The organism is Gimesia chilikensis (assembly GCF_007744075.1).
In the GTDB taxonomy this organism is placed as follows: Bacteria; Planctomycetota; Planctomycetia; order Planctomycetales; family Planctomycetaceae; genus Gimesia; species Gimesia chilikensis_A.
This window is the reverse complement of sequence record NZ_CP036266.1, coordinates 3,515,853-3,542,597: the sequence shown is the minus strand read 5'-3', so window position 1 is coordinate 3,542,597 and position 26,745 is coordinate 3,515,853. Positions and strand designations below refer to the sequence as shown.

At 52.5% G+C, this 26,745-nt stretch carries 16 protein-coding genes; 6 read left to right on the top strand and 10 right to left on the bottom strand.

Going from position 1 to position 26,745, the window contains the following annotated elements:
- Entirely contained in the window at positions 1–2,916 is a 2,916-nt protein-coding gene (locus HG66A1_RS13405) for a hypothetical protein (protein ID WP_145184550.1), read from the bottom strand.
- 677 nt (positions 2,917–3,593) lie between these two features.
- Between HG66A1_RS13405 and pilM the strand changes: the two genes are divergently transcribed.
- The 3 genes from pilM to HG66A1_RS13390 all read left to right on the top strand — a co-directional run bounded on the left by pilM (position 3,594) and on the right by HG66A1_RS13390 (position 9,875).
- Positions 3,594–5,744, top strand: coding sequence for a type IV pilus assembly protein PilM (pilM, locus tag HG66A1_RS13400; protein WP_145184547.1), 2,151 nt, complete (start codon positions 3,594–3,596; stop codon positions 5,742–5,744).
- A 97-nt stretch (positions 5,745–5,841) separates the two neighbouring features.
- Entirely contained in the window at positions 5,842–7,605 is a 1,764-nt protein-coding gene (locus tag HG66A1_RS13395) for a hypothetical protein (protein ID WP_145184544.1), read from the top strand.
- A gap of 77 nt (positions 7,606–7,682) precedes the next feature.
- Positions 7,683–9,875, top strand: a complete 2,193-nt coding sequence (locus HG66A1_RS13390) for a hypothetical protein (protein WP_145184541.1) — start codon at positions 7,683–7,685, stop codon at positions 9,873–9,875.
- Between the two features lie 115 nt (positions 9,876–9,990).
- Here HG66A1_RS13390 and HG66A1_RS13385 read toward each other — a convergent pair whose 3' ends face one another.
- Positions 9,991–11,409, bottom strand: coding sequence for a bifunctional folylpolyglutamate synthase/dihydrofolate synthase (locus HG66A1_RS13385; RefSeq protein ID WP_145184538.1), 1,419 nt, complete (start codon positions 11,407–11,409; stop codon positions 9,991–9,993).
- A gap of 200 nt (positions 11,410–11,609) precedes the next feature.
- Between HG66A1_RS13385 and HG66A1_RS13380 the strand changes: the two genes are divergently transcribed.
- Both HG66A1_RS13380 and HG66A1_RS13375 read left to right on the top strand, forming a co-directional pair.
- Complete coding sequence (locus HG66A1_RS13380) at positions 11,610–12,098, top strand: DinB family protein (protein WP_145184535.1); 489 nt, start codon at positions 11,610–11,612, stop codon at positions 12,096–12,098.
- Between the two features lie 161 nt (positions 12,099–12,259).
- Entirely contained in the window at positions 12,260–12,592 is a 333-nt protein-coding gene (locus tag HG66A1_RS13375; RefSeq protein ID WP_145184533.1) for a hypothetical protein, read from the top strand.
- Positions 12,593–12,606: 14 nt separating this feature from the next.
- Here the strand turns inward: HG66A1_RS13375 and HG66A1_RS13370 are convergent, their stop codons facing one another.
- The 6 genes from HG66A1_RS13370 to HG66A1_RS13345 form a co-directional block, all read right to left on the bottom strand.
- A complete protein-coding gene (locus HG66A1_RS13370; RefSeq protein ID WP_145184530.1) occupies positions 12,607–13,821 on the bottom strand; it encodes an AAA family ATPase in 1,215 nt (404 codons plus the stop codon).
- 85 nt (positions 13,822–13,906) lie between these two features.
- Positions 13,907–15,691 carry a type II and III secretion system protein family protein gene (locus HG66A1_RS13365; protein WP_145184528.1) on the bottom strand — a complete coding sequence of 595 codons (1,785 nt, stop codon included), beginning with the start codon at positions 15,689–15,691 and terminating at the stop codon, positions 13,907–13,909.
- Positions 15,692–15,844: 153 nt separating this feature from the next.
- On the bottom strand, positions 15,845–16,891 hold the full coding sequence (cpaB, locus tag HG66A1_RS13360) for a Flp pilus assembly protein CpaB (RefSeq protein WP_145184526.1): 1,047 nt from the start codon (positions 16,889–16,891) through the stop codon (positions 15,845–15,847).
- 292 nt (positions 16,892–17,183) lie between these two features.
- Positions 17,184–17,735, bottom strand: a complete 552-nt coding sequence (locus HG66A1_RS13355) for a prepilin peptidase (RefSeq protein WP_145184524.1) — start codon at positions 17,733–17,735, stop codon at positions 17,184–17,186.
- Positions 17,736–18,372: 637 nt separating this feature from the next.
- Positions 18,373–18,546, bottom strand: a complete 174-nt coding sequence (locus tag HG66A1_RS13350; protein ID WP_002649391.1) for a Flp family type IVb pilin — start codon at positions 18,544–18,546, stop codon at positions 18,373–18,375.
- A gap of 535 nt (positions 18,547–19,081) precedes the next feature.
- Positions 19,082–20,527 carry a hypothetical protein gene (locus HG66A1_RS13345; protein ID WP_145184522.1) on the bottom strand — a complete coding sequence of 482 codons (1,446 nt, stop codon included), beginning with the start codon at positions 20,525–20,527 and terminating at the stop codon, positions 19,082–19,084.
- Positions 20,528–20,819: 292 nt separating this feature from the next.
- On the opposite strand from HG66A1_RS13345, the gene HG66A1_RS13340 reads away from it, so the two are divergent.
- On the top strand, positions 20,820–21,812 hold the full coding sequence (locus HG66A1_RS13340) for a glycosyltransferase family 2 protein (protein ID WP_232106825.1): 993 nt from the start codon (positions 20,820–20,822) through the stop codon (positions 21,810–21,812).
- A 44-nt stretch (positions 21,813–21,856) separates the two neighbouring features.
- Here HG66A1_RS13340 and HG66A1_RS13335 read toward each other — a convergent pair whose 3' ends face one another.
- Together HG66A1_RS13335 and HG66A1_RS13330 are read right to left on the bottom strand one after the other, a co-directional pair.
- Complete coding sequence (locus HG66A1_RS13335; RefSeq protein ID WP_145184520.1) at positions 21,857–23,590, bottom strand: divalent metal cation transporter; 1,734 nt, start codon at positions 23,588–23,590, stop codon at positions 21,857–21,859.
- Positions 23,591–23,909: 319 nt separating this feature from the next.
- Positions 23,910–26,600, bottom strand: coding sequence for a M16 family metallopeptidase (locus tag HG66A1_RS13330; RefSeq protein WP_145184517.1), 2,691 nt, complete (start codon positions 26,598–26,600; stop codon positions 23,910–23,912).
- Positions 26,601–26,745: the final 145 nt, after the last annotated feature.

Below are 26,745 nucleotides of genomic sequence, written 5' to 3'. Positions count from 1 at the left end.
TCAGTTCGACTCCTCAAAGAAAATTTCGATCTCGGCAATTTCATACAGCGACATTTCGACCAGCACCGCATCCTCTTCTACGGGAAGTTCCACAACGGTCTTTCCCTGGAAATCACGCTGTCGGGCGCTCACAGGGGATTTGAAACAACGCAGTTTTATTGAACGATGTACGCCTTCGGTTTCAAGCAGACGTACGGCGAACCCCTTTCGTGATTCCTCGGGGCGCAGCTCATCGTGTTTAAGATCCATCACCCGGGTGATCTGCACGTTACTGGCTGATACGTGGAATAGCCAACCCTGGTTGCCCATTCGCGGCGGACCGGCGGGACTCGCATACTGACCTGCTGGCACCATGGCATTACGGGCCAGCTGCATGGGGAAGTTCTGGTTCAAGGCAATCGAGAATTGGAACTCGCGTCTGGTTTCCCCTTCGACCACCAGCATACTGTCGAGCATGCGGGGACCCGTTTTGCGATGGAAGGGCAGCCCGTGATTTAGAATCGTCACCCGCTCCTCGCCTTCGGCGATTTCAAAATAGTGCGGGCCTTCAAAACGTTCTCCCTGAAACGCGTGGGCACTTTCCAGTAGCGAACGCGTCAGAGACGCCGTGCTGTCTCCCCAGGCAAAACGGGCCGCATAGTAATGGTCCCACGGATTTCCTTCGGGCTGTACCTGCACATCCAACTCGATTTTCACATCCAGTACCGGTCGTCCCCGCCATAATTGAAATGTCTGCCGGAACGTTGCCAGGGGACTGTCGCTGACCTGGTCATACAACTCACCAGTGGTGACAATCTCGCCCATTCCGGGTCCGGCACAGGTCAGTTCGGCCTTCACGCCTCGAACAGCAGCATAGGGTGTTTTCTCATCCCAGTCCCCCAGGGGATCGGGGCGGGGAATATTCCGCTGATAAGGGAAACGATATGACAACTGCTGACTCAGTCGATTGGGCTTTCGTCCATACTCTTTGATCTGTGCAATCCCGCCGGTCTCTTCGTGGATATGCACCTCAAAAAATTCGTTGCGTAACAGCAGGGGCTCACCGATCGGGATATTACTCTTAGCCGCCGGGGCCGGCTTCTTCCCGGGCTGCAACCAGACGAATCCCGCACCTGGTATTTCCACCACCGCCTGTTTGCGCTGCCCATCGAATTGAGTCGCCTTGATGTAATCCCGCGGTTCCGGTTCAAAGGGAAAATCAGGGAGATCGACAACGACACGCCGGTTAAACGAAAGTGAATTCAACAGCAGCACACCGGACTGCGATGAGTCAGCCCCCTGCAGAATGATGTCGGCCAGTTTTTTGACACCTGCCTCCCGGAAACCATCCAGTGCTGTACGTGCCCCCTGAATCGTCTGTTCCTCAGCGTCCGGGTGCGCGTCTTCGACCTTTGCTTCCAGCTCTAATAAAGAAGGTTCCTGAATCGGCTTCCCATAGATTGCCTGGGCCACTGTCTGAAACCAGCGTCCCGCCATAAACTCGTCGTGTCTCTGAAAACAGTCAATGAAACGACTCAACGGATCCGGCTTCCGCATCGCCACCAGTTGGCTCAAAAAGGGAGAGAGGTACTCTCGCGCATCATAGGAAGAATGCCGCCCGGAAGATTCGGTATCCTGGAAGAAGTCATTCAGCAGGACGAAGCTACCTAATACAGGCGCGTAGCGATGAATGCGTTTCATGTCCTGATAAAAGGGTGATTTCACATCCGGCCAGCGGGCAAACATTAATGCCCCGACCTGATCTTCCTCCATCGACTCCGCCATTCGCTGGGGAAATCGCAGATAGCTCGCAGCCCCTTCGGCTGACATCGGAATCCGGGAGTAGGCATCCAGAATGGTGCCGTCTGCGCCCTCCCAGTGTATCTTACTCTGTTCGTAATCCGGATAAATCCCGTCATCCAGAACCAGGTGCAGGGCTGAATGGAATCCCGATCGATGCAGGAGCATCGGCAGCAGGGAAGCCAGTCCGAACCGGCGTCGCGCCCAGGTCGTCGGTGCCCGTCCTGAAAGTTCGCGGATCTTCTCTGAACCAGCCTGGAGTTGCCAGATCAGCGATTCCACCGCAATCACAGGAGTGGCGATCTCTTCCCGTTCACCACCGATGACTTCCGTCTCCCTGTTATCACAGCTCTTTTTCAAAACCGTGATCAGGTCTGGATTCTGCTCCGCAACGGTCTCCAGATCCTGCGCCGTAATCAGGATATTCAGAGGTTGCTCGTCTTCGATCGCCTCTTGGAAACTCTCCTTGGCCCATTCTGGAGCGACCAGACAGAGGTCGATCAGGTAACAATCGATGGGATAAAACCGTTCGCGGTTTTCCAGCAACACTTCGAAACAGGCCTTGAGATGCGCCCGGGCAGCTTCTTCATCGTGAGCGAGGGCAGCATCAGCGGCGGCAATTGCTTCCCGTTGAATTGTGGCTTCATCCAAACTGCTGAAATGGTGCATGCAGCGGGTGAGCAGTTCCAGCTGAATATAACAGAAACCGAGTGCGTAAAAATCAGCGACCAGATCTGCTGACAACTCGACTATTGACGGCGAATCAGGCTTCTCTGTTTCAGATTCGCTCGACTCCTCGGTGGAGTGCAGGGGGGCTAAGGCCGCCTCGGAATATTCGTCACGCTGGATTTTGCCGCTGACAACGGTCGCTCCGTTCGACTCAGCCTCTTCAATCCAGCCGTAAGGCAGCCAGTCTTCCGCCGTCTTGGGGACCAGCAACAGTCGATCGGTCAGAAACTGGGGAGGCTCATCGGAGCGGTGCCAGCTCGGAATCACCCGGGTTGTCGCCAACAGCTCCGGATGCCAGGCAACCGCAAAGGCATTCAGCAGGCTTTCCGCCTCTTTTTCATCGAGCTCTGTCGGGAAGTCATCCAGACTGTGGCACGGAATCAATATCACAATGTCATTGTATGTCATTTCACTGCAATACTTTACAGAAGATATAACTTTATGAGATTACGCGGCAGGCCTGGTGTCGGCACAAACCGTCACAACAATTAGCATACGTAAACTGGTTCCGAGTATCCATAGTGCTGATTCCTACAGGGGTCAGAAATCCCAAATGCATGCTGAAACAATACTTAAATACAGCCCCATTTCACCCGCTCACAGACCATATCTCACAGCGAGTGAGATGATTCTGCGGATGAAATCCAGCAAAAAATCTGGAAAAATCGTACTAAAAATGATGATTGTGGGAACTTTTCGCCCTGCAGCATCCGTCCAACATTTCGAGAGGCAGACAAACAGGTCACTCAAGAGGCCCAAAAAGAGCATCGTTAAACCGCTTTTCCGGGCTTCCAGTTGCAGGGAGCAGACTGATAAAATTTGATGAACTCGATGGCAAAACCCGTTATTTCATTGACTTTATACAAAACCCTGTGATAGCCTTATGTTAGGGAATTATCTCTATCGATTTTTTCCTGACCTGTCTCTACAGAAATGACTGAAATCAGATTCTTCCGGCCGCCTGAACAAGCTCTCTCATCCAGGTGACGGGAATTCACTTCGTACATTCAATTTCGCAACACGATTCGCAAGCACTCTGGTAGTACTGGTTCCAGTTCCACCAGAAAGCAGGAGTAACCAGACACATGGCAGAAAATCAAGCTGTTTGGGGCATTGAAATAGGACAGGCCGGTTTGAAGGCCATCCGACTACGGTATGCCGAAGCGGCCGACCAGGTTATTGCGGTTGCCTTCGACTATATTCCGCATCCGAAAATTCTCAGCCAGCCCGATGCAGATCCCGAAGAATTGATCAGTCAGGCACTGGATACATTCCTCTCCCGTAACGAAATCAAGGGAGATGTGATTGCCATCAGCGTTCCGGGGCAGACCTCACTGGCCCGTTTCATCCAACTGCCGCCAGTCCAGTCCAACCGTGTTCCGGAAATCGTCAAGTACGAAGCCAAACAGCAGATCCCTTTCGCCCTGGAAGATGTTATCTGGGATTACCAGCCTCTGGGAGGCGGTATCGAAGAAGGGGGCTACATGCTGGATGCCGAAGTCGGTATCTTCGCCATGAAACGAGATCAGGTCCTCAAAACCCTGAAGCCGTTCATTGATCGTAAAGTCGAAGTGGAACTGATTCAGATCGCACCACTGGGTCTGTACAATACACTCTGCTACGACTCACTCGGCATGCGGGTTGATACCGATTACGACGGCAACCCGGAAGAGTCATCCATCGTGGTTGACATGGGTGCCGACAGTACCACCTTGATGGTAACGAACGGCAGCAAAATCTGGATCCGTAACGTTCCCATCGGCGGTAACCACTTCACACGTGCTTTGACCAAGGAAATGAAACTCACCTTTGCCAAAGCGGAACACCTGAAATGTAATGCCACCCGCTCCGAAGATCCTCGTGCGGTCTTCCAGGCGCTGCGTCCCGTGTTCAACGAATACGTCTCGGAAATCCAGCGTTCCATCGGATATTTCTCCAGTGTGAACCGCGAAGCCAAAATCTCTAAGGTCTACGGTACCGGCAATGGTTTCAAACTCGCCGGTCTGCAGAAATTCCTGCAGCAGAACCTGCAATACGAAGTCGAACGTCTGGATGACTTCCAGGGGCTGGTCGGCGATGCCGTCCTCAACGAACCCCTGTTCCAGGACAACATCCTGACTTTCACAGTGCCCTACGGGATCGCCCTGCAGGCACTCAAGCAGACCATGATTCGCACCACGCTTCTGCCACCGGAAATTGCGACGGCCCGCAAAATCCGCCGCAAGAAACCATGGGCGGTGGTCAGTGCTGCTGCTCTGATGGTCGGCCTCTGTATTTCAGCCGTCGGTTATAGCAATGTTGCTAATTCGGTCAGCAAAGATCGCTTTGGGGAAGCAGAAACAAAAGTCAATAACCTCACCACACAGGTCTCAGGCTATAAATCCAGCTATGACTCTGCTGCCGGGGATTTCACAACCCTGATCGAAAACGGTAACAAACTGGTCTGGAACCTCGATTCGCGCGAGAACTGGCTGGAAGTTTACAAGGCCATTGATGAATGTCTGCCCCGCGATGTCGGCGATGAAATCGACAACGAACAGATTGCCAAGAGCAACCGCATCAAGTTACCCGGTATCACAGTCACCCATCACAAAGATCTGGCCCAGTGGTTTGAAAAACTCTCTCCCCAGGCCAAATCGCTGTTGCCACCTATTGATAAAGAAAAGCCACCCGAAGGTGAAGGCTACGTCTTCACACTGACCGGCGTGCATTACCATCACGATGAATCCAAACCGACAACTGATGTCGGCGTACTCTACGTGCATGAAACACTACTCAAGAACCTGCAGTCCTGGACTGTCAAAAACCCGAATTCGCAACCGGTCGATGTTCGCAAAATGGGGATTTCCCATGCGGTCATTCTCAAGGACGAAGTTCGTCCCTTCCAGTACTATCCGTACGGTAAACCACCCGGTATGCGCGGCACGGACGGCGGTATGGGCCGCGGTTTCGCGGGACTGGGAGGCGGTCAGCCAGGCATGGGAGCGCTTCCGGGAGAGGATGTCGGCTTCGGTTCGTCTCCAATGGGTCCGATGGGACGTCCGGGAGTTCGCCCTCGACCACGTCCCGAGAAAGAAACGAAAGTCATCCCGCTGAAGAAGACCACCTTCACGCTGGAGTTCGTCTGGCAACCAATTCCAGTGCTTGAGCGAGAAGAAAATCCACCGGAAGCACCGGCTGCTGAAGGAGAAGGGGGAGAGACCCCCGGCGCTGAAGGCGAGGCTCCTCCTGCCTGATCCGCGAAAACGGATTCGACTTTTGTGACAACGGATTTTGAAGTACAAGTAAAACTGAAAATAAACTGATTCTCTTCGGAGTGTAGAGGAAACCCCAATGGATAAATTGAAACCTCTGATTACTCATAAATTCTGGATCATCCTGTTCATCGCCCTCATCCTGCCCGTGGTAGGCTGGAGTATGGCAACGGGAAGTCTGGCTAAAGAAATCGATGAGCGTAAAACCGCTATCGACAAGGCGTTTACCGATGCCCAGATTCAGCCGAATCCTCCCAATGAGACCTGGTCCAGTGCACTGCGGGAAATCAACAAGAAGAAAGAGAACTATATCGGTGAGTCGAATAAGTTCGTCTGGGAAAAGCAGAAAGAACTGTTTGTCTGGCCGCCGGAAATCACACCTCTGATGTCAGATACCCCTTACCGGGGTGAGATCACCCGTGTACCGCGTAACCTTTATCGTAGTGCCTACAAATTTGAAATCCTGCGTGCACATAAAGCCGCCAATCCCTTTGACATCAAAGATGGCACGGGACTGGTTCAGCTTTCGCCGAATACCATTCCTCACGTTCCCCTGGACAAGTGGAAAACCCTGCCTCCCACATCCGAAGAGATGTGGAATGCCCAGGAAGATGTCTGGCTGGTCACATCCATTCTGGAAGCAATCGCTAAAGTCAATAAAGGTGCAGCCAACATCAGCGAATCGCCGGTACGACAGATTTCCGTCCTGGAACTGCGTGGTGGAACCCCCGGTGATGATGGCAGTGCTCCGGCTGGCGGCGACATGGAAGGAATGGGGGGCATGGATCCCGAAATGATGGCCGGCGGCGGTGGCATGTTTGGCGGGGGCAGCGGTGGCGCTGGTCCTGGTGCAGGCATGGACGGCGGCCGCGATGGAACACTGTCCATCGATGTCGATATGGACTTAATGAAGATCTTTGGTAACAACGTCGACGGCTCAGCCGGTGGTGGTGATGGAGATATGGGCGGCGACATGTCTGCTGAAGGCATGGGTATGGTCCCCGGCGGCATGGGTGGCCAGTCCCAAAACCTGAAACGTTACTATAATGAGGAAGAAGACCTCCCTTACAAAACACGCGCCTTTTATCTCAAAGCAACAATCCAGTCTTCCAAACTTCCGGACCTGCTGGCATCCTTGAGCAGCATGCCCTGGCCGACCAAAATTGTTCGCGTCCAGATGGCTTCGATGTACTCGGACAACATGCAGCCGATCGTTTCCAACGCAGGCGGTGGAGCCACGCGGGGCGGTGCCATGGGAGGCTCCGGTGCAGCAGGAGGCTTCGGTGCCGAATCTGGTTTTGGCAACGACAACTTTGGCTTACCTGGTGCAGGCGTGTCTGGTGGTTTTGGAATGGAAGCGGAAGCCGGAGGCGTTCCTGGTTCCGGTCTTCAACCCGGTGCGGAAAACCGCAGCTTACTCGAGGCAGCCATGAATGACCCGGAACTGGCAGTCGTCACTATCGCCGGACTGATGACGCTTTACAAACCATACGTACCACCCGAAGGGTCTGAAGTAGCAGAACAGACTGATGGAAATCAGCAACCTGCTGGGGATGCAGGTGCAGCAACTGAAGGGCAGCCAGGCGATCCTGCTGCGACAGAAGCACCGGCAACAGATACTCCAGCGGCTCCCGGTCAACCAGCAGCCTCAGGCCTGGCAACTCCAGGAACGGCACCTGGTCAACCGGTAACGCCCCCCGCAGCTCAGGGAGATACTCCCGCAGAGCCAGCGGACGGTAATAACAGTCCCCCTGCAGCAGAACCTGGTGCAGGTACACAACCAGATACATCCCAGCCGTCACCGCAGAACGAGACACCTGCTGAACCTGCTGGAAACCAGTAACATAAGATTGATCTGAACCTGAAGTTAATCAGAGACAGTAAAACTCACTTAACGGAGAAGGTCCCGTGAAAAACCTGATGTCCAATCTCAAAGGAATGAATTACAAAGAATTTGCAGTGAACCATGCGGAAAAAATCGTATTGGGCTTCGTTGCATTGTTTGTACTCTTCGCCATCTTTACCTCCAAATGGTCGACCGAACAACGGACTCCACAGGAGTTAATCCAGAAGGTGGATACCTCTGAGTCCATGGTGGCTAACAGCCAGTGGCCTGAGGACAAACGGAAAGAATTCCTCAAACAGGATGACTTACGGGAAAAAGTGAAAAAGCTGATGATCGATGGCGTCGAAGCTTCGCCTTATGCTTTTTCTACCCCACTGGATTATCAGATCTACGCTAAAAAAGAACGCGCCAAAGAAGTGGACTGGCTCCCCGTGGAAGACCTGGTCGCCTCTTACGGACGTTTCATCATGATGACTCGTCCTGTTGACGCAACCACAGAAGAGGGAGCGGAAGGTTCAGAGTCTGGTACCGAAACTGAAAAAGCGAAACCGGATGAACCGGAATATGATCAATTCAAGCGTCGTACTACGACTGCCGGAATGGGCATGGATGGCATGGGCGGTCCCGGCTCTCCCACTGGTCTGACCTTCGGTGCGATTCCTGGCGAAGCTGAAATGATGGCCGCTGGCCCCGGTGGCTACGATCCGGGAATGGTTGCCCCCGAAATGGTAGGCGGCGCACTGCCGGAAGACCCTGCTATGATGGGCGCGGAAGGGATGGGTGGCATGGGAATGGCTGGCCCGGCCCGCGAAGGACGTGGTCTGCGGTTTGTTGCCGTCCGCGGTGTCTTCGACCTGGCCACACAGCAGGATAAACTGGAACGTTCACTGGGTGATGCCTACTCTCTGCAGAACATGCAGACCGGCAAACTGCTGGAATTCCTCGATTTCGAACTGGAACGCAAGAAAGCCGTCTCCGGTGCAGATCCCTGGGCTGGTCCCTGGGAAAAAGTCGATATCGATGTAGCCATTGAGACTCTCAACCAAAGCTCTGATTTCGATCCCGAAGTCGTCAACACAGGTATTACCGACCGGGTTTTCACCATGCCACTCCCCAGCCGTATCGCTGGATTCTGGTACAAGGTCGCTACACACCCCCGTGTTGAGAACTTCACCCTCAGCCAGGAGGAAATCGAACAGGAACTGGAAATCAATCGTCGCTTCCTGGATCAGTACAAGAAAACACATGCGAGTGAACGCGTCTTCAAAGAAAAGCAGAAAGGGTTCTCCACCCTGCAACTTGACATGCGTGGCATTCGCAGCGACTTCATGTACGGCAGCCAGCCCGAAGCCATGGACAACGTTTTCAGTGGCATGGTCGATGACATGAGACAGCAGCGTCCCGGCGAAGCCTTCGATGAAAAGAAATTCGTTCAGAAACTGAAAGCGAATGTGAGTGCTGCAGGCCGTCTGTTGCTGTTCCGTTACTTTGACTTTGACCTCACTCCCGGTGCGACCTACAAATATCGCGTCCGGCTGGTGGTGCGAAACCCGAACTATCAGCGTCCCATCGAAGAAGTGGTCCTGCCGGCTGTTGCTGAAGGGGAAACCCGTATGACTCCCTGGAGTAATGAAACCGCTGCGGTAACCGCTGAAGAAGACGTGCACTACTATCTGGAAAGTGTCCGACCTCCTCGAGGCATCAACGGCAAGACGGCGAACTTCGAAGTCTTCCAGTGGTACCCCAAAACCGGAACGACGATTCACTCTGTCTTGAAAACAGCAGTCGGTGAAGAAATCGGTGGCGAGCAGGTCGCTGAACTGTACGACGTCGCTAAAGAAGAATTCGACGAAAAAGCGACTGTCGAATTTGATACACAGAACTACCTGGTTGATGCCGTGGCTTCACCTTCCATTCGTCTGGAAGATCACCCGGATCTCAACCTGCCGGCGAACACACGCGGCAATCTGCCCATCGATGCAGAAGCCATTATCGTGGATAACTTCGGCAATCTGAAAACCTCATTGCCAGCAGCCGCTTCACGCGACTACGAGACTGTTAAAACCCGCTTCGGTCGGGAACGCAAGAGTCTCGAATGGGTTAAGGAAGCTACCGAAGCCCGTGAAACAGCCCCCACTGATGGTATGGATTTTGGTCTGGAAGGCATGAGTGCTGACTTTGCCGGAATCGAAGCTGAGATGATGGCTCCCACGCAGAAGAGTAAGAAGAACAAACGGAAACGGAATCCGATTCGCGTCGGACCGTAATCTCTCGTGTTCTTAATAATACCAAAGGGAAGTGGCTTAAATGCCGCTTCCCTTTTTTTCTGCGCGTACGATGACACTAGATCGAGGACCATTGGGTCAGTTGAACACGGGAAACTTAACAGGTCCCGGACAGCAGCACTTCATCAGTTTTACCGAGGAGCAGTTCCCGCATCTCTGCTGCGATAAAAAACGACCCCGTCACACAGATCAAAGTTTTATCTGTTGCTTCTGATCTGGCTCGCGACCAGGCGGCTTCGGGACTGGCAGTCACGACCAGTTCAGACGCGTTCCCGATCTCCTCTTGAACCGATCGAGTGATCTCATGCAGTTCCTCTGCAGGAATCCGCCGCGGGTTCGAAAGATATTGTGTCAGGATCACTGTCTGGAAATGAGGCAGCAGTGTTCTCAACATCTCCTGCACATCCTTGTCCCGCGTGACCGCGAAAATCAGCACCCGGTCTGGTTCAGAAAAACCGGCCGACAGCGTATCAACCAAAGCCTGAATCGAAGCACCGTTATGTGCGGTGTCCAGAACAACGGGAGGCTGCTTCTGCACCAGTTCAATGCGGGCTGGCCATTTCAAGTCTGCCATCCCTTTACGTAACAGATCCAACGGGATCTCGACTCCCTGTTGACGCAGATAGTCCAGAACAGTCACCGCCAGAGTCGCATTGATTGCCTGATGCGCCCCCAGCAGGCTCACTGGAATCTGTTCCAGCCTGGACCAGGGGGTTTGCACTTCAACCTGCTGACAGGGAAGCCCGGTTGCCGCTGAAAGTACCGGCATTTCAGCTGCTTCCACTGATGTTCCGGAAAAGTCTCGCTGCATTAAATAGAGCGGAGCCTGTTTCTCCTGGCTGATTTCCTCCAGCACGGCAATCGCCTCGGGCTGGGTAACGCCACTGAAGACTGGAATCCCCGCTTTGATGATTCCCGCCTTTTCACGGGTAATCTGTTCGATTGTATTGCCCAGCAGGGCGGTGTGGTCGTAGCTGATATTCGTGATGACCGTCACCAGAGGCGAACAGACATTCGTCGAATCGAGTCGACCTCCCAAACCAACTTCCATGACCGCGAAGTCAACCGACTGACGAGCAAACTGCATCCAGGCCAGAGCGGTCGTCAGCTCAAAAAATGTCGGACTCAGACCAGTCTCTGCCTGGTCCATTTGCACAACGACCTGGGACAGCTCACTTACCAGCTCGACCAGTTCTTCCGGCTCCATCTGCTGACCATTGACTAGAATCCGTTCTTCGTAACGAGTCACATGTGGAGAAGTAAACAGTCCCACGCGATAGCCGGCTGCTGAAAGCATTTCTGCCATCATTACCGAAGTAGAACCTTTTCCTTTGGTTCCGGCGACATGAATCGTGGGGATCCGATTCTGAGGATTCCCCAGAAGATTCAATAACTCCTCCATTCGGCTCAATTTGAAATCCTGGGTGGAATACTTGCTACTCCCCATCCGTTCATAATTGAGACGACCAAATAGAAAGTCCAGGCTCTGCTGGTATCTTTCTGCCAAGACTCCCATGTCAGGCAGTTTCCTTATCTAACGCTGAAAATTGATCTGTTCCCTCTCAAGATTCCAGTCTGTTCAACCACAATCCCGATTCTTGTGTACTTCTGGCTGATATTATAGTCAGCCCCTTTTCCGATGTAGACCGTGAGGTATACAATCCAGCAAAGAATTTCACAACCGCCACACCGTCAGAACAACAGGGTGAACAGAAAATGAGTATCGATATCGCCACGATCCCCGAACTGCTCAAGTTTAACCGGATCATGACCTTAAAAATATTGGATGAAATCAGTGAGTTCTCCGATCCGACCAGCGCGCTGACCTTCCGACCTGGCCCCGGACGGGCACATATCGCCTGGCAGATCATGCATCTGGGCATCACGGAAGAGCTTTTCGCCTCACAGCGTCTGCGCTCAACGGATTCATCCCTCACTCAATGGTTCGATTCGTACCAGAAGGGGAGTAACGCCAGCGACGAAATCCCCTCGATCGACACCATTCGTTCGGTGCTGAGCGAATCCCGGGAAAATGTCCTCGATGCGATCTCGCAGATCACCGCAGCTGATCTGGAAACGGTTCCCGCAGGATTGAGTGAACGTGGCTGGACGAATCAGATGGCGTTACAGATTCTCTGCTGGCATGAGCCACACCATCAGGGGCAGGCCCATTTAACACTGAACTCCTGGAAAGCGCAGCAGTAATTTCCAGGACTGTCCTCCGAGAGAGCAGGACGCTGCTGAATCGCTATTGACAATATCCTGGTATCCACCGACAGTACGGTCTGGATACTAGGACATTTTTACTGAAGAGATTCCACCTGAAGTGAGCCTTTGCACCTCTTTCAGTTGAAGGATCAGTGATCATGAGTTCGATCAATCCCGGAGCTGTCAATATAAACAGCTCATTCGCGGGGGCCCAGCGTAGTGATGCCTCAGCCGAAAAACAGAAGGCTGATTCGGCGCAACGCAGTGGTGAGATCACCCAGAAAGAGATTACCGATCACCAACTGCATGATGTTGGTGACGCTGACAAATCCGGAGACCGCGATGCCGACGGACGCATGCCTCTGGGTTATGATGAAGGCGACGGTCAGGAACACCCACCTGGCAAGGACCAGCAGAGCGAAGAGGAGCATCCGCGACGGACTCCCGACGCAGACGGCACTCTCGGAACACACCTCGACCTGGACGCCTGAGGGTGTTCGGCGACCTACTTGGAATGATTCAGGAACCCAAAAAGACTCTTTTTCTTCTTGGCGGCTGAGTCTTCATCATGGGACAGGCTGTCTCCCCCCACGTGTGCAGCCAGCTGCATAATACTGCGGGTGAGCTTGGCCTTGGGGGCCTGCATAACCAGTGGGACCCCGTTATTACGGGACTCAACCATTGTGGCATAATCGTTGGGGATCTGCGCGAAAATCTCGCGACCGATCGTTTCCAGCGCTTTGTTGATACTGATCTGTGTATCTTCCAGCCCCAGACGATTCATGACCACCTTCACTTTGTCAGCGATCTGATCATGGTTGTCGAAGAACTGGGAAAGACGTACCACATTCCGTAAGCAGGGCAGGTCCAGCTGTGCTGTCAATAAAACGGTATCGGAAAGCTCCATCGCAGCCAGGTCGAGACTGTTATAGCTCTTGCTGACGTCGATCACCAGATGGGTGAATGTAGCCCGCAACAGGGCAATAATTCGCCTGAGTACGTCCGTATTGATTTGCGTAGACATATCCATCTGCACTGGTCGCGGCAACAGAAACGCACCACAGTTATGTTTGGTCAATGATCGTTTCAGCAGTGAATAATCTAGACGGGAAATATTCTCAGCCACGTCCTGAATCGTGTAATCGGGAATGATGTCCAGCCAGACATCCGTATCTCCCAGTGCGAGATCCAAGTCAATCACCGCAACGCTGTTGTGTTCGTTGCTCGCCAGACAGCAGGCCAGATTGATGGCCAGTGAAGTACAGCCCACGCCGCCACTCACTCCAGCCACGGTAATGACCTGGCTGGAACGAGGCGCTTTGTGCTCGCCACCTTCTAATTTTCCCGAAGCGATCTGGATCCGATTCAGCGCAGACAGGAAGTCTTCCAGTACCAGCGGGAAGCCCAGGAACTCTTTGGCCCCGTTTCGCATGGCACGCAGGATCAGGCTGCCTTCCTGCGAGCTGCTGACCACGATGACACTGCAACTGGGCAGGTCACGGGTCACCTGGGCAATCAGGTTCAGTGCCAGTTCAGGATTTGCATCCAGAGAAATCAGAGCAATGTCCGGCTTGGTCTGTGAGACCACCTCGGTGAAGAATTCATATCGACTGCACTCAGCCTCGAGCCAGACCATATCGACACCAATCAGCATGTTTTTCAGCTCATTGCGCGTCGCCTCATTCGGATCAATAATTGATAGTCGAACTACTCCACTCATAAGTGATCACTTCTGCTTAAGGTATTAATTCTTCCCTCTGATTACTCTATTATCGAATCAGAGCGGGGCGGGTTTTAAATTTTTTCTAGCCCCCCGGTCCAATTAAACCAGGCTGTCCTTTGGGTGGTGTACTTAAAGTCCCCGGTTTGGGAGCTGGTGCGGAATTTCCTGTTTTCTGCTTCGCCTTCCACTGTCCTTGCGTCCCCTCGGTCAGGTCAGGGACTTTCATCCCCTGAGCACCGGCGACCGGTTTCGCCGGAGCCTGTTGCATCTTCTGCTGTTCCTGCAGAGCTTTCAGTTCCTCAGGAGACATTGCGGGCTTATGAATCACCTCAGACTGGATCGTCGGTGGTGCAGGCGGAGGTGGCATCTGCGACCGGGAAGCGGGTGGCAGTACATTATCTTCCATCTGCATCATAGACTCAGGGCTGATCGGTCCAGGCACTGAATAGCGGCAGTCAGGACATTTGTCTCCATAGCTGGGAACTTCCAGCACTCCATCTCCATACAATTCACGATCGGTTGGTGTCGCGGTGAACCGCCCTGGTCCTCCCGGAGGAATCTGTCCCGATTTCAGTGGCGAGACCAGTTCCGGCGTCACCATGATCACGAGTTCCGTTTCGCCTTCCGTATACCGTACCCGGCGGAATGCAGCTCCCACGACAGGCAGCTCGCCCAGGAAGGGAGTCTTGGATGTCTCAGCCGTTTTTCGGCTGGAGATCAGACCGGCGATGACCATGGTCTCACCAAAGTTCATTTCCACAGCTGTATTGGCCCGCCGCACAGTCAAACCGGGGACAGTAGTTCCGGAAACCTGTACCGCGTTAGAAAAGTCACGTTCACTGACTTCAGGTTGTACTTCGAGTCGCAGACGTCCATTTCCCAGTACGATGGGAACTGCTTCCATGCGAACACCAAACTCACGCCATTCAATGGTCACCGTCCCCAGACTCTGAGGTACGAGAATCGGAAATTCACCACCAGACAGCAGGTTAGCAGGGCGGCCACTGGTGGTAACCAGTTCCGGTTCTGCCAGAATTTTCAGTAAGGCTTCCTGTTTTAACGCTTCGATGAAGGACTGGAAGATGCTGTTATCGCCAACGAGACCAAAGCCCATAGTGGCATTCCCCAGCAGCTGCTGGGAAGCAGTCAGAGCCGGTGGACCACCGAAGGGAACAGAAATCCCCGTTAGCGGCACCAGTGACCCCGGGTTACTGTAAACATATCCGCTCTGGTTCAGGAACAGCCAGTTCACGCCCAACTGCCGAATCTTGGAACGTTGTACTTCCATGATTTTGACTTTCAGCAAAACCTGCTGCACACCAGCCAGCTTCATCTGATTCAAAACGCCGTTAGGGAAAAACTGTTCTGCGATTTCGACCATTTCGGTAATCGCTTCGGGCTCGGTTACCCAGCCTCGCAGCACAACCGAATCCTGCACTTTGATTGCGGTGACAGAAGAGCGGGGAAAGAGTTCTTTAAGATAAGCCTGCAGGTGACGGGCATCACCACTGACGAAGGTCTCTACCGAATAGATCTTTCCGTTTTCATCAGTAATGACCAGAGTGGTCACTCCAGGCACCAGAGCCTGCACTCGAATTTCGTTGGGAGTCAGCGCGGTGACATTCAAAACCGTGGGGTCGAAGCCGTCGACACGCTTAATCTTGCCGGGAAACTTCAGAATCTTGGAGAACTTTTCGGTCACTTCCAGTTTCATCTGCTCGGATGAAACCTGGACAACCGGCTCACTTGCTCCGGGCGGAACGGGTGGTTCGTTCTGAGAATACGCCGTGGTACCGATCAAATTGAAGACCAGCGCCAGACAGAGTGAGAGTCCATGAACTTTGAAGAATTTGTTGAAGGCCAGCATCCGTGCCCCTTGCTTTTAACAATTGAGTCAACCAGTGCCCCCCTGAAGAGGGCCCTGGTATTACTCAGAATCGGTTATCAGTTTGTGCCTGCCAGGCCATCCTGCCTGTCTGGGCGATCCCCTGTCCGGTGAAACAGAGCAGGGGGTCACACTTCAATTGATTTTCTGTTTCTGTCTTTTCGTAAACGAGTCCCACAGATTTTTCAGAGCTGCCTGCTGGTCACTCAGTTCCTCTTCCAGCAGTTCCACTTCCTGAACAATTTTTTCTTCACCTGAATAAATCTCAATCTGCCACATTTTCTTCTCTTCTTCCATCGGCTCGACTTCGACTTCAGCAGAGGTCATCATCTGAGGCTCTTGCTGTTGATCGAGAAACTCTTTTGCCGACTTCGTATTTTCCTGTGACTGCTTAACAACAGGCTGCTTGTCTTCTTTTACATCGCCCTGTGTCTCTTCATCATCCTGCAGATATTCACTGCCATCAATTGAAAAGACTTCTGCCAGTTCCTGATCGTCAAACTGAACGTCCTCGGTGTCAGAATCATCTGATTGCGACCGCAGGGCGAGGTGAACTTCTCCTTTTTTCTCAGCCAGCTTCAGAATCGCTCCTTCACGGGGAGAGAGCAGTAACGATATGTTCTTGGATTTGACCTGATTGCTTTCGGTTCCACCAACGTCAGTGAGATGATCCGTGGCAAAGATCTTGACGCGCTCCAGAATTACTTTTGTGATGGTCGACAATCCCCCCTGTTGCTTTCGCGCCGTGAATGTCACATACACATCAACAAAGTCACCCGGGAGTATCAAACCACTGTGTGTTTTGGTCATATCGACCGATGTCGTAAAGACCCGTTTTCCATCTGGAATCTCAACTGATGCGCCCCTTACACCTTGTTCACTGAGCTTCGCTTTCATCACGATTTCGCCAGGAACGGCCCGGGTTTTAATTGAGCGCTCTTTATATTCTTCCAGCTTTGTCACTGAGCCTTCTGGTATTTGATCAATGGGCCATGATTTAAACTTCACGTTGGATTCCGTCAGGGGAGTCCCGGGAGCAATCTCGGAAATGGTCACCAGCACGTTCGCTCGTTTAACCTCTTCCTTCTGATTATCCCGATTCAGAACCTGTCGGACGCCCAACATCGCAACTAAACCACAGCCGACTGCGACTACCAACATCATCAATGACTTCAGTTTCATTTCTGTCACCCGTAAAAGAGAAACACATCAGCGACACTCATGTTTCACACAGGCTCATAGGAGCACTGTGAATCGAAGTGACTGACCCGATGGGTAACTGCTTTCACAGTAAAACAGAAAGAACTTCTGTCATCATGGTCAACATCGGCACTCAGAGAGCGTTCGCTTCAATTTATAACGATTTTATCGTTTAAAATAATCATTCCGATTGGAGCGACCTCTTCGGCATAACAACCGAAGAGGCCCACAACTCTTATTTTATCTATTTTCACAGACTTCAAATTTGCCAGTCTTACAGCAGGCCGGCATAGAAGAAGTAAGCGATTGATCCGATGCAGATCGGAATCCCGTAAGGCAGCAGGTACATGGTAGGCTTGCGATCTTTAGCAATCCGCGACAGTTCCCGTGGGTTTTTGACGGAACGCCATTCGTCCAGGATCATGATCGCCTGCCCCAGGTGCTTGTAAAAGCTCTTGCGGTAGAGCACCATGCCGACAGCCATCACAGCTCCCACAACGGTTGTCACACAGAATGCATAGAAGGTGATTTTCACTCCCAGCCAGGCACCGATGCCGGCCATCAGTTTCACATCACCCGCGCCCATGCCACCTACGCTATACAGCGGGAGCAGGGTAGCCAGTCCGACAGCCATTCCCAGCAGTCCCCAGCCCAGGCCAGCCAGACCACCGGTCCAGGTCATGTAGACCAGACCAGAGAGAACCATCGGATAGGTGATCCAGTTCGGAACCCGCAGTTCTTTACCATCAATGTAAGCAGCGTAAATCAAGACGATGGAAACAAACTTAACATGCCAATTCTCGAGAAGTAACTGATGCCAATCCATCAATCTGGCCTTTCTTATTTCATTCTGAGTGAAATGCGGTTGAACACATTTCCTGAGGGATAGTTCTTGTCAGTAAATTTCACAGCCCAGTTAAGGCTCATTTTCTGTGAGTTCCACCGCCGTTCGAAGCAGAGGAGCTGAGCTGCGATCAGTTGTATGCTTATTATTCAGTCTAGGTCACAGACCGGGCAGGGCAGGGAATATCTTGAAAAAACAACGGTTTTTCCACGCCACTGGAGGGCCTGCATGAGAAGGTCACACTGTCTGTTGAAACGCCGGATTATTGAGACAATCGACGGCAGAATAACCCGCCAGTCTGCGAGACTGGTCTGACAGTGTGCCATTTTTTTGATCGGGCTTTAGATGCGGCTGCCGGTCAGCAGTGAAGTGAACCAGACAATGACCATCATAATCATCATCATAAATTCCAGAACTGCTCCCGCGTGGGCATCAAAATAGTACGGAAACATACTGCACTCTCCTTGATTTTTAACAGTGATTGAAACACATGGGGATTTCATTGCCGGGGCAGGCTGAGGCCCTGAATTTCAGTGTCCCGTTACGCAAGAAAACGCTCAGCCGAAGTGTTCGACTGAGCGGTTTTCTCGTAGATTCGTTGCGATACAGATCGCCTCGATTAGGTCAACGCGTCACGAACAGCTTCGAATTTCGCATTGGCGTTTGTACCAACAGCCTGGATGGCAGTCAGACAAACGATAACGATCAGAGCCAGCATGACAGCGTATTCAACAGCTGTAGGACCATCTTCTGATACCAGGAAATTCTTGATGCTCTTTGTCAGATTCTTCATTGTTGCTCTCTTTCTTTCCAATTGGAGTCGAGTCATGAACCACATGCATCGACAAAACAACCAAGCCATGGTAATGAACCACAGCTCACCCGAAACATTGCCTCCCTGAGTGACGTCCTCGCAGGAAGCGTCCAATATGCCCCCTCTTAGAAGAGCTTAATTCTGTACACAAAAAATGTTCACAGAAAATATTGGTGTAGATTGAACTCATATGAAAACGGAAATCTCTTTCCGATATGATGTCAAACTCGTTTTGCAGCGCTGATCCGTTTTCACTTTCAAGATCAAACTTCTGCTACCTAAACCTAGGTCACGGGTTAAAACAGTCAAGCAGAGAAAGAAAAGTTTTTTGGATAATATTTACCGGTTTCGTAAAAGAAACACTCAAGTCCGCGCAAACCGCTGGCGGGATAGCGTCTGTTTTTTGCCTGTTGAGAATCGACAACTCGAAATTATTTTCGGGTCGCAAGCCGCTAATTTAGCTGGAGAATGCAAGCCTGCCCTCGCAGGGTGACTGAGCATCTCCAAAGGAGCGTTATTCTGCCTGCCAGTCCTGGAGCTTCTGCTCTATCCGTTCGCGGTCCAGCCGATCCGGATGTGTGTCGCGCAAGGCTCGCTTGAGGATTTCGACCGCCTGAACGGACTCTCCCCGCTGGTGATAACTGTTCGCCAGTTGAATCTGCACGACGGGTAACTGGGGCACCTGCTGCGCGGTATATTGCCACAAGTTCATGCCATTTTTCCAGACACTCAGGTAGTGCGAGGTCTGCAGACTGAAACGCGTGAAGAGTGCCAGCGCCAGAACACCAAACACAGCTGGCACCAGATAGCCTGACACACGCCGTCTACCAAAATATCCGATAATCACACGAATTTTCAGTTGCTCCAGAATCTGATAAACGCCGCTGAACAGCAGTGCAAAAAATGGGATACAGGGCAGATAGAGATAGCGGTCATTCATCAATGTCGTGATCGGGAACAGGTTCAGCACCGGTAACAGCAGGAGCAAAAACGTAGCTCCCGCAAACAGAATCAACGGATTTCGTCTGCCCATCCGCACAAACAGCGCCGCTGCGATTAGCCAGCAGACGACCGACAACAGCACCAACTGACCAATGCCTGAGACAGGCGGGTCGTACAGCACCGAACGGCTCTGAGGCCAGATCAGCATCTGCACATATTTGGACATAATTACGCTGTCTACGGAGAGAATTTCGAGCTTGCTCATACCGAAATGGTCGCGCACGCCCCCCAGTTCACTCGTCTGTGCGAGCATGGTAATCACCAGTAGGAGCAGGGCACAGCAGCCCGGGAAGATCTGTCGCTTGACCGCTTCCCGGAAGGGAACTTTTGCCACCCAATAGTCGTAACAGAAGACAATCGCCGGCACGACGACTGCCAGTGCCTTGGAAAGCAGCGCTCCGATGAAACAGACAAATCCCCAGGTATTCTGTTCGAGTGTCCGCTCTTTTCTCAGCCAGTACCAGAGTGCGGCCAGGATGAACGCTCCGGACAGCAGCCCTTTGCGTGAAGAGATCCAGACCACGGTTTCAACCTGCACTGGATGAATCGCGAAGACCGCTGCCGTCGCCCAGCCCACCATTCGATTACCGCTGAGTCGGGTGACCAGCAGATAAGCCAGCACCACATTGATCAGGTGCAGCAGAATGTTCGTCAGATGATATCCACCGGCCCACAAACCATAGAGTGTATGATCAACCAGAAACGAAAAGACGGTGAGTGGCGCATAGTTTCGCGTCACCACTTTTGTAGCGACCAGCTGCAGGTTTTCGGGCTGCCAGCTCTTGATCAGCGGATTGTGAATCACGTACCACGGGTCATCCCAGTTGACAAAATCAAAGGTCAGAGCAGCACCATAGCTGACCAGCACGACCAGCGCCAACGAGATCAGCGGCAGTTGCTGACTCTTAATGGCCTGCCAGATTTGCCAGGGCAGTTCGATTCGCTTTTGACCATTCATGAGATTAACACCATTTCTATCTGGATCCGCGGACGGAGTATCACGTACCCAAAACATAGTTTGAAATCCGTAAGCTGCAGACGCTTTGAAAAAAATGTTGCCTGAAGACAACATCCTCAGCGGGGACGGGCACGAGAGCCGGCAAAATCGATAGAATCGGAAGCATATCAAAATCCGCAGGACAGCGTCCTCTATCCCAGCGGGGAAGGGAGCGAATCGTGAACTAAGCTTAGATACAACATGATTTAAGCTGCCCGGCAGTGATCTACTTCACTTCTTCTCGGAGAGTAACGTGCTCGATTCATCCACCAGTACCGATAGCAACCAGAGTGTCGCCGTCCCCGTCTTTGCACCTGACAGCGCCGAGATGATGGCCCAGTTTCAAAACCTGGAACCACTGCTGGCCGAAATCGAACAGGCCTACACTCCACAGACTGATACACCACCGGCTCCGGCGGAACCAGTTCCCACGACGGGCAAGACCGTCGTCGTCATGCCGGCTTATAATGCCGCATCGACATTGCTCAAAACACTCGCTGATCTGCCACAGAATGTCGTCGACGAAATCATCCTGGTTGATGACGGCAGTACAGACGCCACCGTGGATCTCGCTCTGCGGGAAGGGCTCACGGTCATCAGACATAAAGAAAACCGGGGTTATGGCGGGAACCAGAAGACCTGTTACCAGTATGCCCTGGAGCATGGCGCCGAATACATCGTGATGCTGCACCCCGACTATCAATATGACAGTCGCGTGGTAGGACTCGCAGTCGAGTTACTCAAACTGGATATCTGTGACGTCGTAATGGGGTCGCGGATCCGCACACGTAAGGAAGCCCTCGCGGGAGGTATGCCAGCCTGGAAATATCTGGCAAATCGTATGCTGACCATTACCGAAAACATTGCCCTGGGTCAGAACCTGGGAGATTTTCACAGCGGTTTCCGTGCCTATCGCAGGGAAGTCCTGGAAACAATTCCATTCGAACGTAATTCCAATGACTTCGTCTTCGACAGCCAGTTCCTGGCACAGGCTGTTCACTTTCAATTCCGCATGGGAGACATACCGGTTCCGGTCCGCTATTTTCCGGAAGCTTCGAGTATCAACTTCCGCCGTTGTGTAAAGTATGGCATCTGCACTCTGGCTGTGCTGGCAAGGTTCTGGGCACAACGACTGCGAATTCGTCCTTCAAAAATCTTCTTCAGTAAGCGGACCGATTCAGACACTGAGAATCGCGAGGAACTCCAGCAGGCTTCACAAAAAAAGACAGGCACGCCGGAAAATTAATTCCAGCGAATGCCTGCCTTGAAGAAGCTCTTAACGCGGTTTCGTTATTCAGCCGCAGGGGGCTGTTCAACCGGCGCGGGCTGGCGCACGAAGTGCACCACGATTGCCAGTCCAATAAAGATCCCCAGTGCGGTAAACCCGTATCCGGCAAAGCTGCTGGATTTAATACTGAACAGCGAACCGAAGGTTGCCAGCAGGGTGGCGATCCCCATCGCGATGTTCCAGGCGAGCCGTTTGCCGCCGGTGGGAATCCGCTCGCCCAGGATCTGTTTTGAGTTCATCATAAAGAAGAACGTCAGGTAGGCGATCGGCAACAGCACCATTCCGAACATCGAAGTTGGAACCGCCAGCCAGGCCTTGGCATCCCCTTTCCAGAAGAAGGAGCCAACTGCCCCTGTAATCGCCGGCATGAAACAGCCAATCCGGTGGTACATCCCCTTGGGTTCTACTCCCAGCATTTCGCAGAATACGAAGCCGTTGATCAACATCAGAATGATGATGGTGGAAACGGCCATCGATAACACACCGATCCCGAAGACCAGTTGTGAGACTGTCGCCCCCGCCAGCGGCTTCAGTGCAGAAGCCAGTTGGAAGGCATCTCGATTGACCAGCATCGCAGCCAGCTTACGTTCCGGCAGGGGAATGGCATCCCGCTTCTGCTCCAGTGCCTGTTGATCGCTCGACAGTTCCTTCCACTCTGCGGGAGAAACTTCCGCCTGAATCCGGCTGTCCAGCAGTTTATGGTACTGTCCCAGCAGACCTGGATCGGCCTGAACAACCTGTCCCTGTTCGTCTTTTTCTCCCAGCAGGCCCGCCGCCGGTTTCGCGTGGAATTGGGAAGCAGCTGCGATCACAACACAACTGGTCGCCAGAACGAATGGCACAAACAGACCGGTCGAAAGGTCGAACATTGCCAGACCACGGAAGTCCTTGTCCCAGCCTTTGGCCCGCATGGAGTAGGGTAACAGGAAGGTCATATTGATACCGACGGCTGTCGCTGCCGCGGTGATCATCACCTTCTGCTGATTGCCGACAATCAGATTCCTCCAGTAATCGGCGTACTGTCCCGCTTCGGATAAAACACCCGCAAACTCGGGAGAGGGATTATTAAACAGACTGAAATTAGGAATATAGCCTGCCAGAATCTTGGCCCCGTCCAGATCGTTCGTGGAAACGCTCATCTTGATGACCACACCAAAGAAGCAGATCACCACGATCCCGACCAGGATCTTCAAAATCCCTTCAAACAGCTTGATGCCCCATCCGCCCGAATCGTAGAACCAGATCACAATCCCGGAAAGAACAAACATCATCGCGACCGCTAAGATTTTCCCGCTGTCATCATTGGTAAACAGTTCGGGGGCCAGATTCTGCTGGAGTGCCGCGGTTCCCAGTGCATACTGAGGCATACACCAGACGAGGTTGGCCATCAGGGTCGCAATCGCCCAGCCCCAACCCAGAACCGGGTTAATGTGTGTATTGATCGCCGTGAAGGGGCGTTCTTTGGTGGAGAGTGCAACGTAACCAATGGCACTCAACATGATCACGCCCATGATCATCGCCAGTGGCTGCAGCCACATCAGGTGATAACCAGAGAGAATCCCCAGGTAGAGACCACCGGCCAGGGACCCGCCCCCCAGTGTGATTGCACTCTGCAACCAGCCGGGACCGGAAAGTTTTGTGTATGCCAGTAACTTGGCTCCCGTACCACGCTGTTTAGCATCCAGAATTAACTGGCGATCTTGTTCAATCCGGGAATTGTCTGCTTCGTCTGTCATTGCAAACTCTTACTATATCTGTATTTATCGGGCGAGTAAAATCGACTTTGTTAATAAGACAAGAAGCCCAAGGTAACCAGTTCCAGAGCGAGAATCAAGCATCGTTGATTGAAGGCATGTGACTTTCAGCTAACAATCAACCGTCGATCGATCACAGTTGAAAGCAACTACACCACGCGAAAACAGCTCAGCCGGAAACGGAGATATAGTAAAGGAAGTTAAATAAGAGTTGCGGACCATTAATCAAAAAGAGCGGCTCAAACCATTCCGTTTGAGCCGCCCGAATCAGCTTAGATTAACGATTTACAGATCGCAAAGGCTACTTCTTCAAACTCCCGGAGACCGTGATGATCAGATCTTTGGGGGTAATGAATTTAGCAAACGCCTTCTGAGCCGCTTCGGCTGTGACCGCATTGATCTTCTTTTCCAGATCAATGTAATAAGTCATGTCACGCTCGGCGAACAGGTTCGTCGTCAAAATCCCGGCCAGTGAAGCATCGCTGGTCCGTGAGACTTCCTGTTGTTCCAGGTAGCCTTTTTGGGCATTAGCCAGTTCTTCACCTGTGATGCCTTTGGCAATCAGCAGTTCCAACTCTTCTTTGATCGCAACTTCGACCTTTTCCATGTTGTCCGGGTTACAGCTGGCATAGATGGAAATCGATCCGCGGGGATCGACATTATCTGCATGAATGAACGCCCCCACGCCATAAGCCAAACCTTCCTTCTGACGTACCCGGTCACCCAGTCGTGAGGAGAGACCACTGGATCCTAAAACAGAACCGGCGACAATCAGATCCGGATACTCGGGAGACATGCTGTTCATCGGAAATGTCAGACCAGCGAAGTAGAATGCATTCGCTTTATCCGGAATGATGATCTCCGTCAGTTTGCCGGGAATCTTATGTGGCTCAGAGGGAATATGAGCATACGCGGCAGGAGATTTCCAGTCGTTCAGTACGGTTCCCAGTTGCTCGAAGATTTCCTCTTCTGCGAAATCACCGACGACGGCGATTTCACCCACAGAGGCGCCCAGATAATTCTCATACAGAGACTGCAGATCACTCTGCGTCAACGCTTTGACGCGGGCAGTCTCTTCATCGATATCCGGAACATAGCGGGGATCTTCGGGTGCATAGGGCCGCAGTTGACGCCGTACCGAGAGAATGGCCCGCGATTGAGGATCGGTTTTCTGCTTATCCAACATCGCGACCTGCTGTGTTTTCAGCAGTTCCAGTTCGCTGGCCGGCAGGGTCGGCTCACGTAGAACCTGACGCAGAATATCGAGCACTTTGCCCAGGCTGTCGCGGCGGGTTTTGATTCCTACATTCACTTCACCCGGCGAACCGGAAAGCGAAAGTTGGGCCCGCAGCTTGTTGAGTTCATCTTCAATTTGCTGACGCGTCAAGTTTTTCGTGCCCCGCTTCATAATCGCAGGCAGAAACTCACAAGCTGTCCGCTTGCCTTGCAGATTTTCCAGGTTCCCATAACGCAGGGTCATTCTCAGGTTGACCTCTTCGCCACGAGTCTTCTTAGACAGTAACGCCACTTTCACACCGCCGGGCAGTGTTTTAATGGTGGTCCGTTTCTCGATATTCTCGGGAGAAACGTCGAAATTTTCACCCGTCGCGACCGCTTCGCGGCCTTTGTAATCGCCAATCATCTTTTCGATGTCAGCCACCTGGGGAATCGCGACTTTCTGGCTTTCCTCTACGGGAACAAAGATCCCCACCGTCCGGTTGTTCTCTTTCAGATATTCGTCGGCAACCCGTTTGACATCTTCGGGAGTTACTTTCTCCAGCGCATCGCGATACAGGAACCGCAGACGCCAGTCGCCCATCGCCACCCATTCAGAGAGCTCAACCGCGAGACGGGAACTGTTGTTTTCGGCCTGTTCGTACTGTTTCAGCAGTTTCTGTTTGGCGCGGGCCACGTTTTCAGGAGAGATTCCTTTCTCCCGAACTTCCTGCAGGGTATCGAACATAATGCCCAGTACCACCTGCGGGTCATTACCTTTGATGACTTCCACCATCAGCCGCAGCACGCCCGGATCGTGTAACGCAAAAATCGAACCCGATACGCTGGATGCTTTTTTGGTTTTCACCAGGGCCTGATACAGAACACCGGAAGGATCATCTGTAAGCGTCGATTCCAGTACATCCAGAGCCGCCATGTCTTTGTGGGCTGCGGCAGGGATGTGATATGCGACACCGACAACGGGAACTTCCCCAATGCGTTTCAGCGTCACGATCCGCTCACCTTCCTGGGGAGGCTCTTCAGTGTAAGTCTTATCCAGTTTGCGCTCGGGGCGGGGAATGGTGCCAAAATATTTGTTGATCAACTGCAGAGCCTGATCCGTTTCGAACTTCCCGGCCACAATCAGCACGGCATTATCGGGCTGGTAATATTTTTTGTAGAAGGCTTTCAGACGATCGATTGGGACACGCTCAATATCAGCCCGGTTACCGATCGTCGACTTTCCGTAGTTATGCCATTCGAATGCTGATGCCATCACCTTTTGCATCAGCATGCGGGACGGGCTGTTTTCCCCTCGTTCGAACTCATTCCGCACAACCGTCATTTCTGAAGCCAGGTCTTCTGCCTTCACATAACTGTTCAGCATGCGGTCGGCTTCCATCTTCAGGGCGAATTCCAGATTGTCTTCGCTGGCAGGTAGCGTTTCGTAGTAATTCGTCCGGTCGTACCAGGTGGTTCCGTTGAACTGGGCACCACGGGCCTGCAGTTCTTTTGGGATATTCTGATGCGTGGGTGTCCCTTTAAACAACATGTGCTCCAGCAGGTGTGCCATGCCGGTCTCGCCATAGCCTTCATGCCGTGACCCGACCAGCAGTGTCAGGTTGACGGTCACCTTGGGGCTGGATGCATCAGGGAAGAGCAGCACACGCATCCCGTTATCCAGCTCATACTCCGTGATCCCTTCCACGGTACGAATTTTCTGAGGAGGAGCAGGGTTGTCTGCAGCAGTCACAAACGATTGGGAAACAAAACTCATTACAAAAAGTACCCCTGCGGTTAAACTCCATTTTTGTCGATTCATCATCCGATATCTCGCTCCACTTGAGAGGTTCAGCAATATTAGTTGTTGTTCTTGACTCAGTAGTGTCGGCAAACTCTTTTGAAATTATAGGCGATTGGCG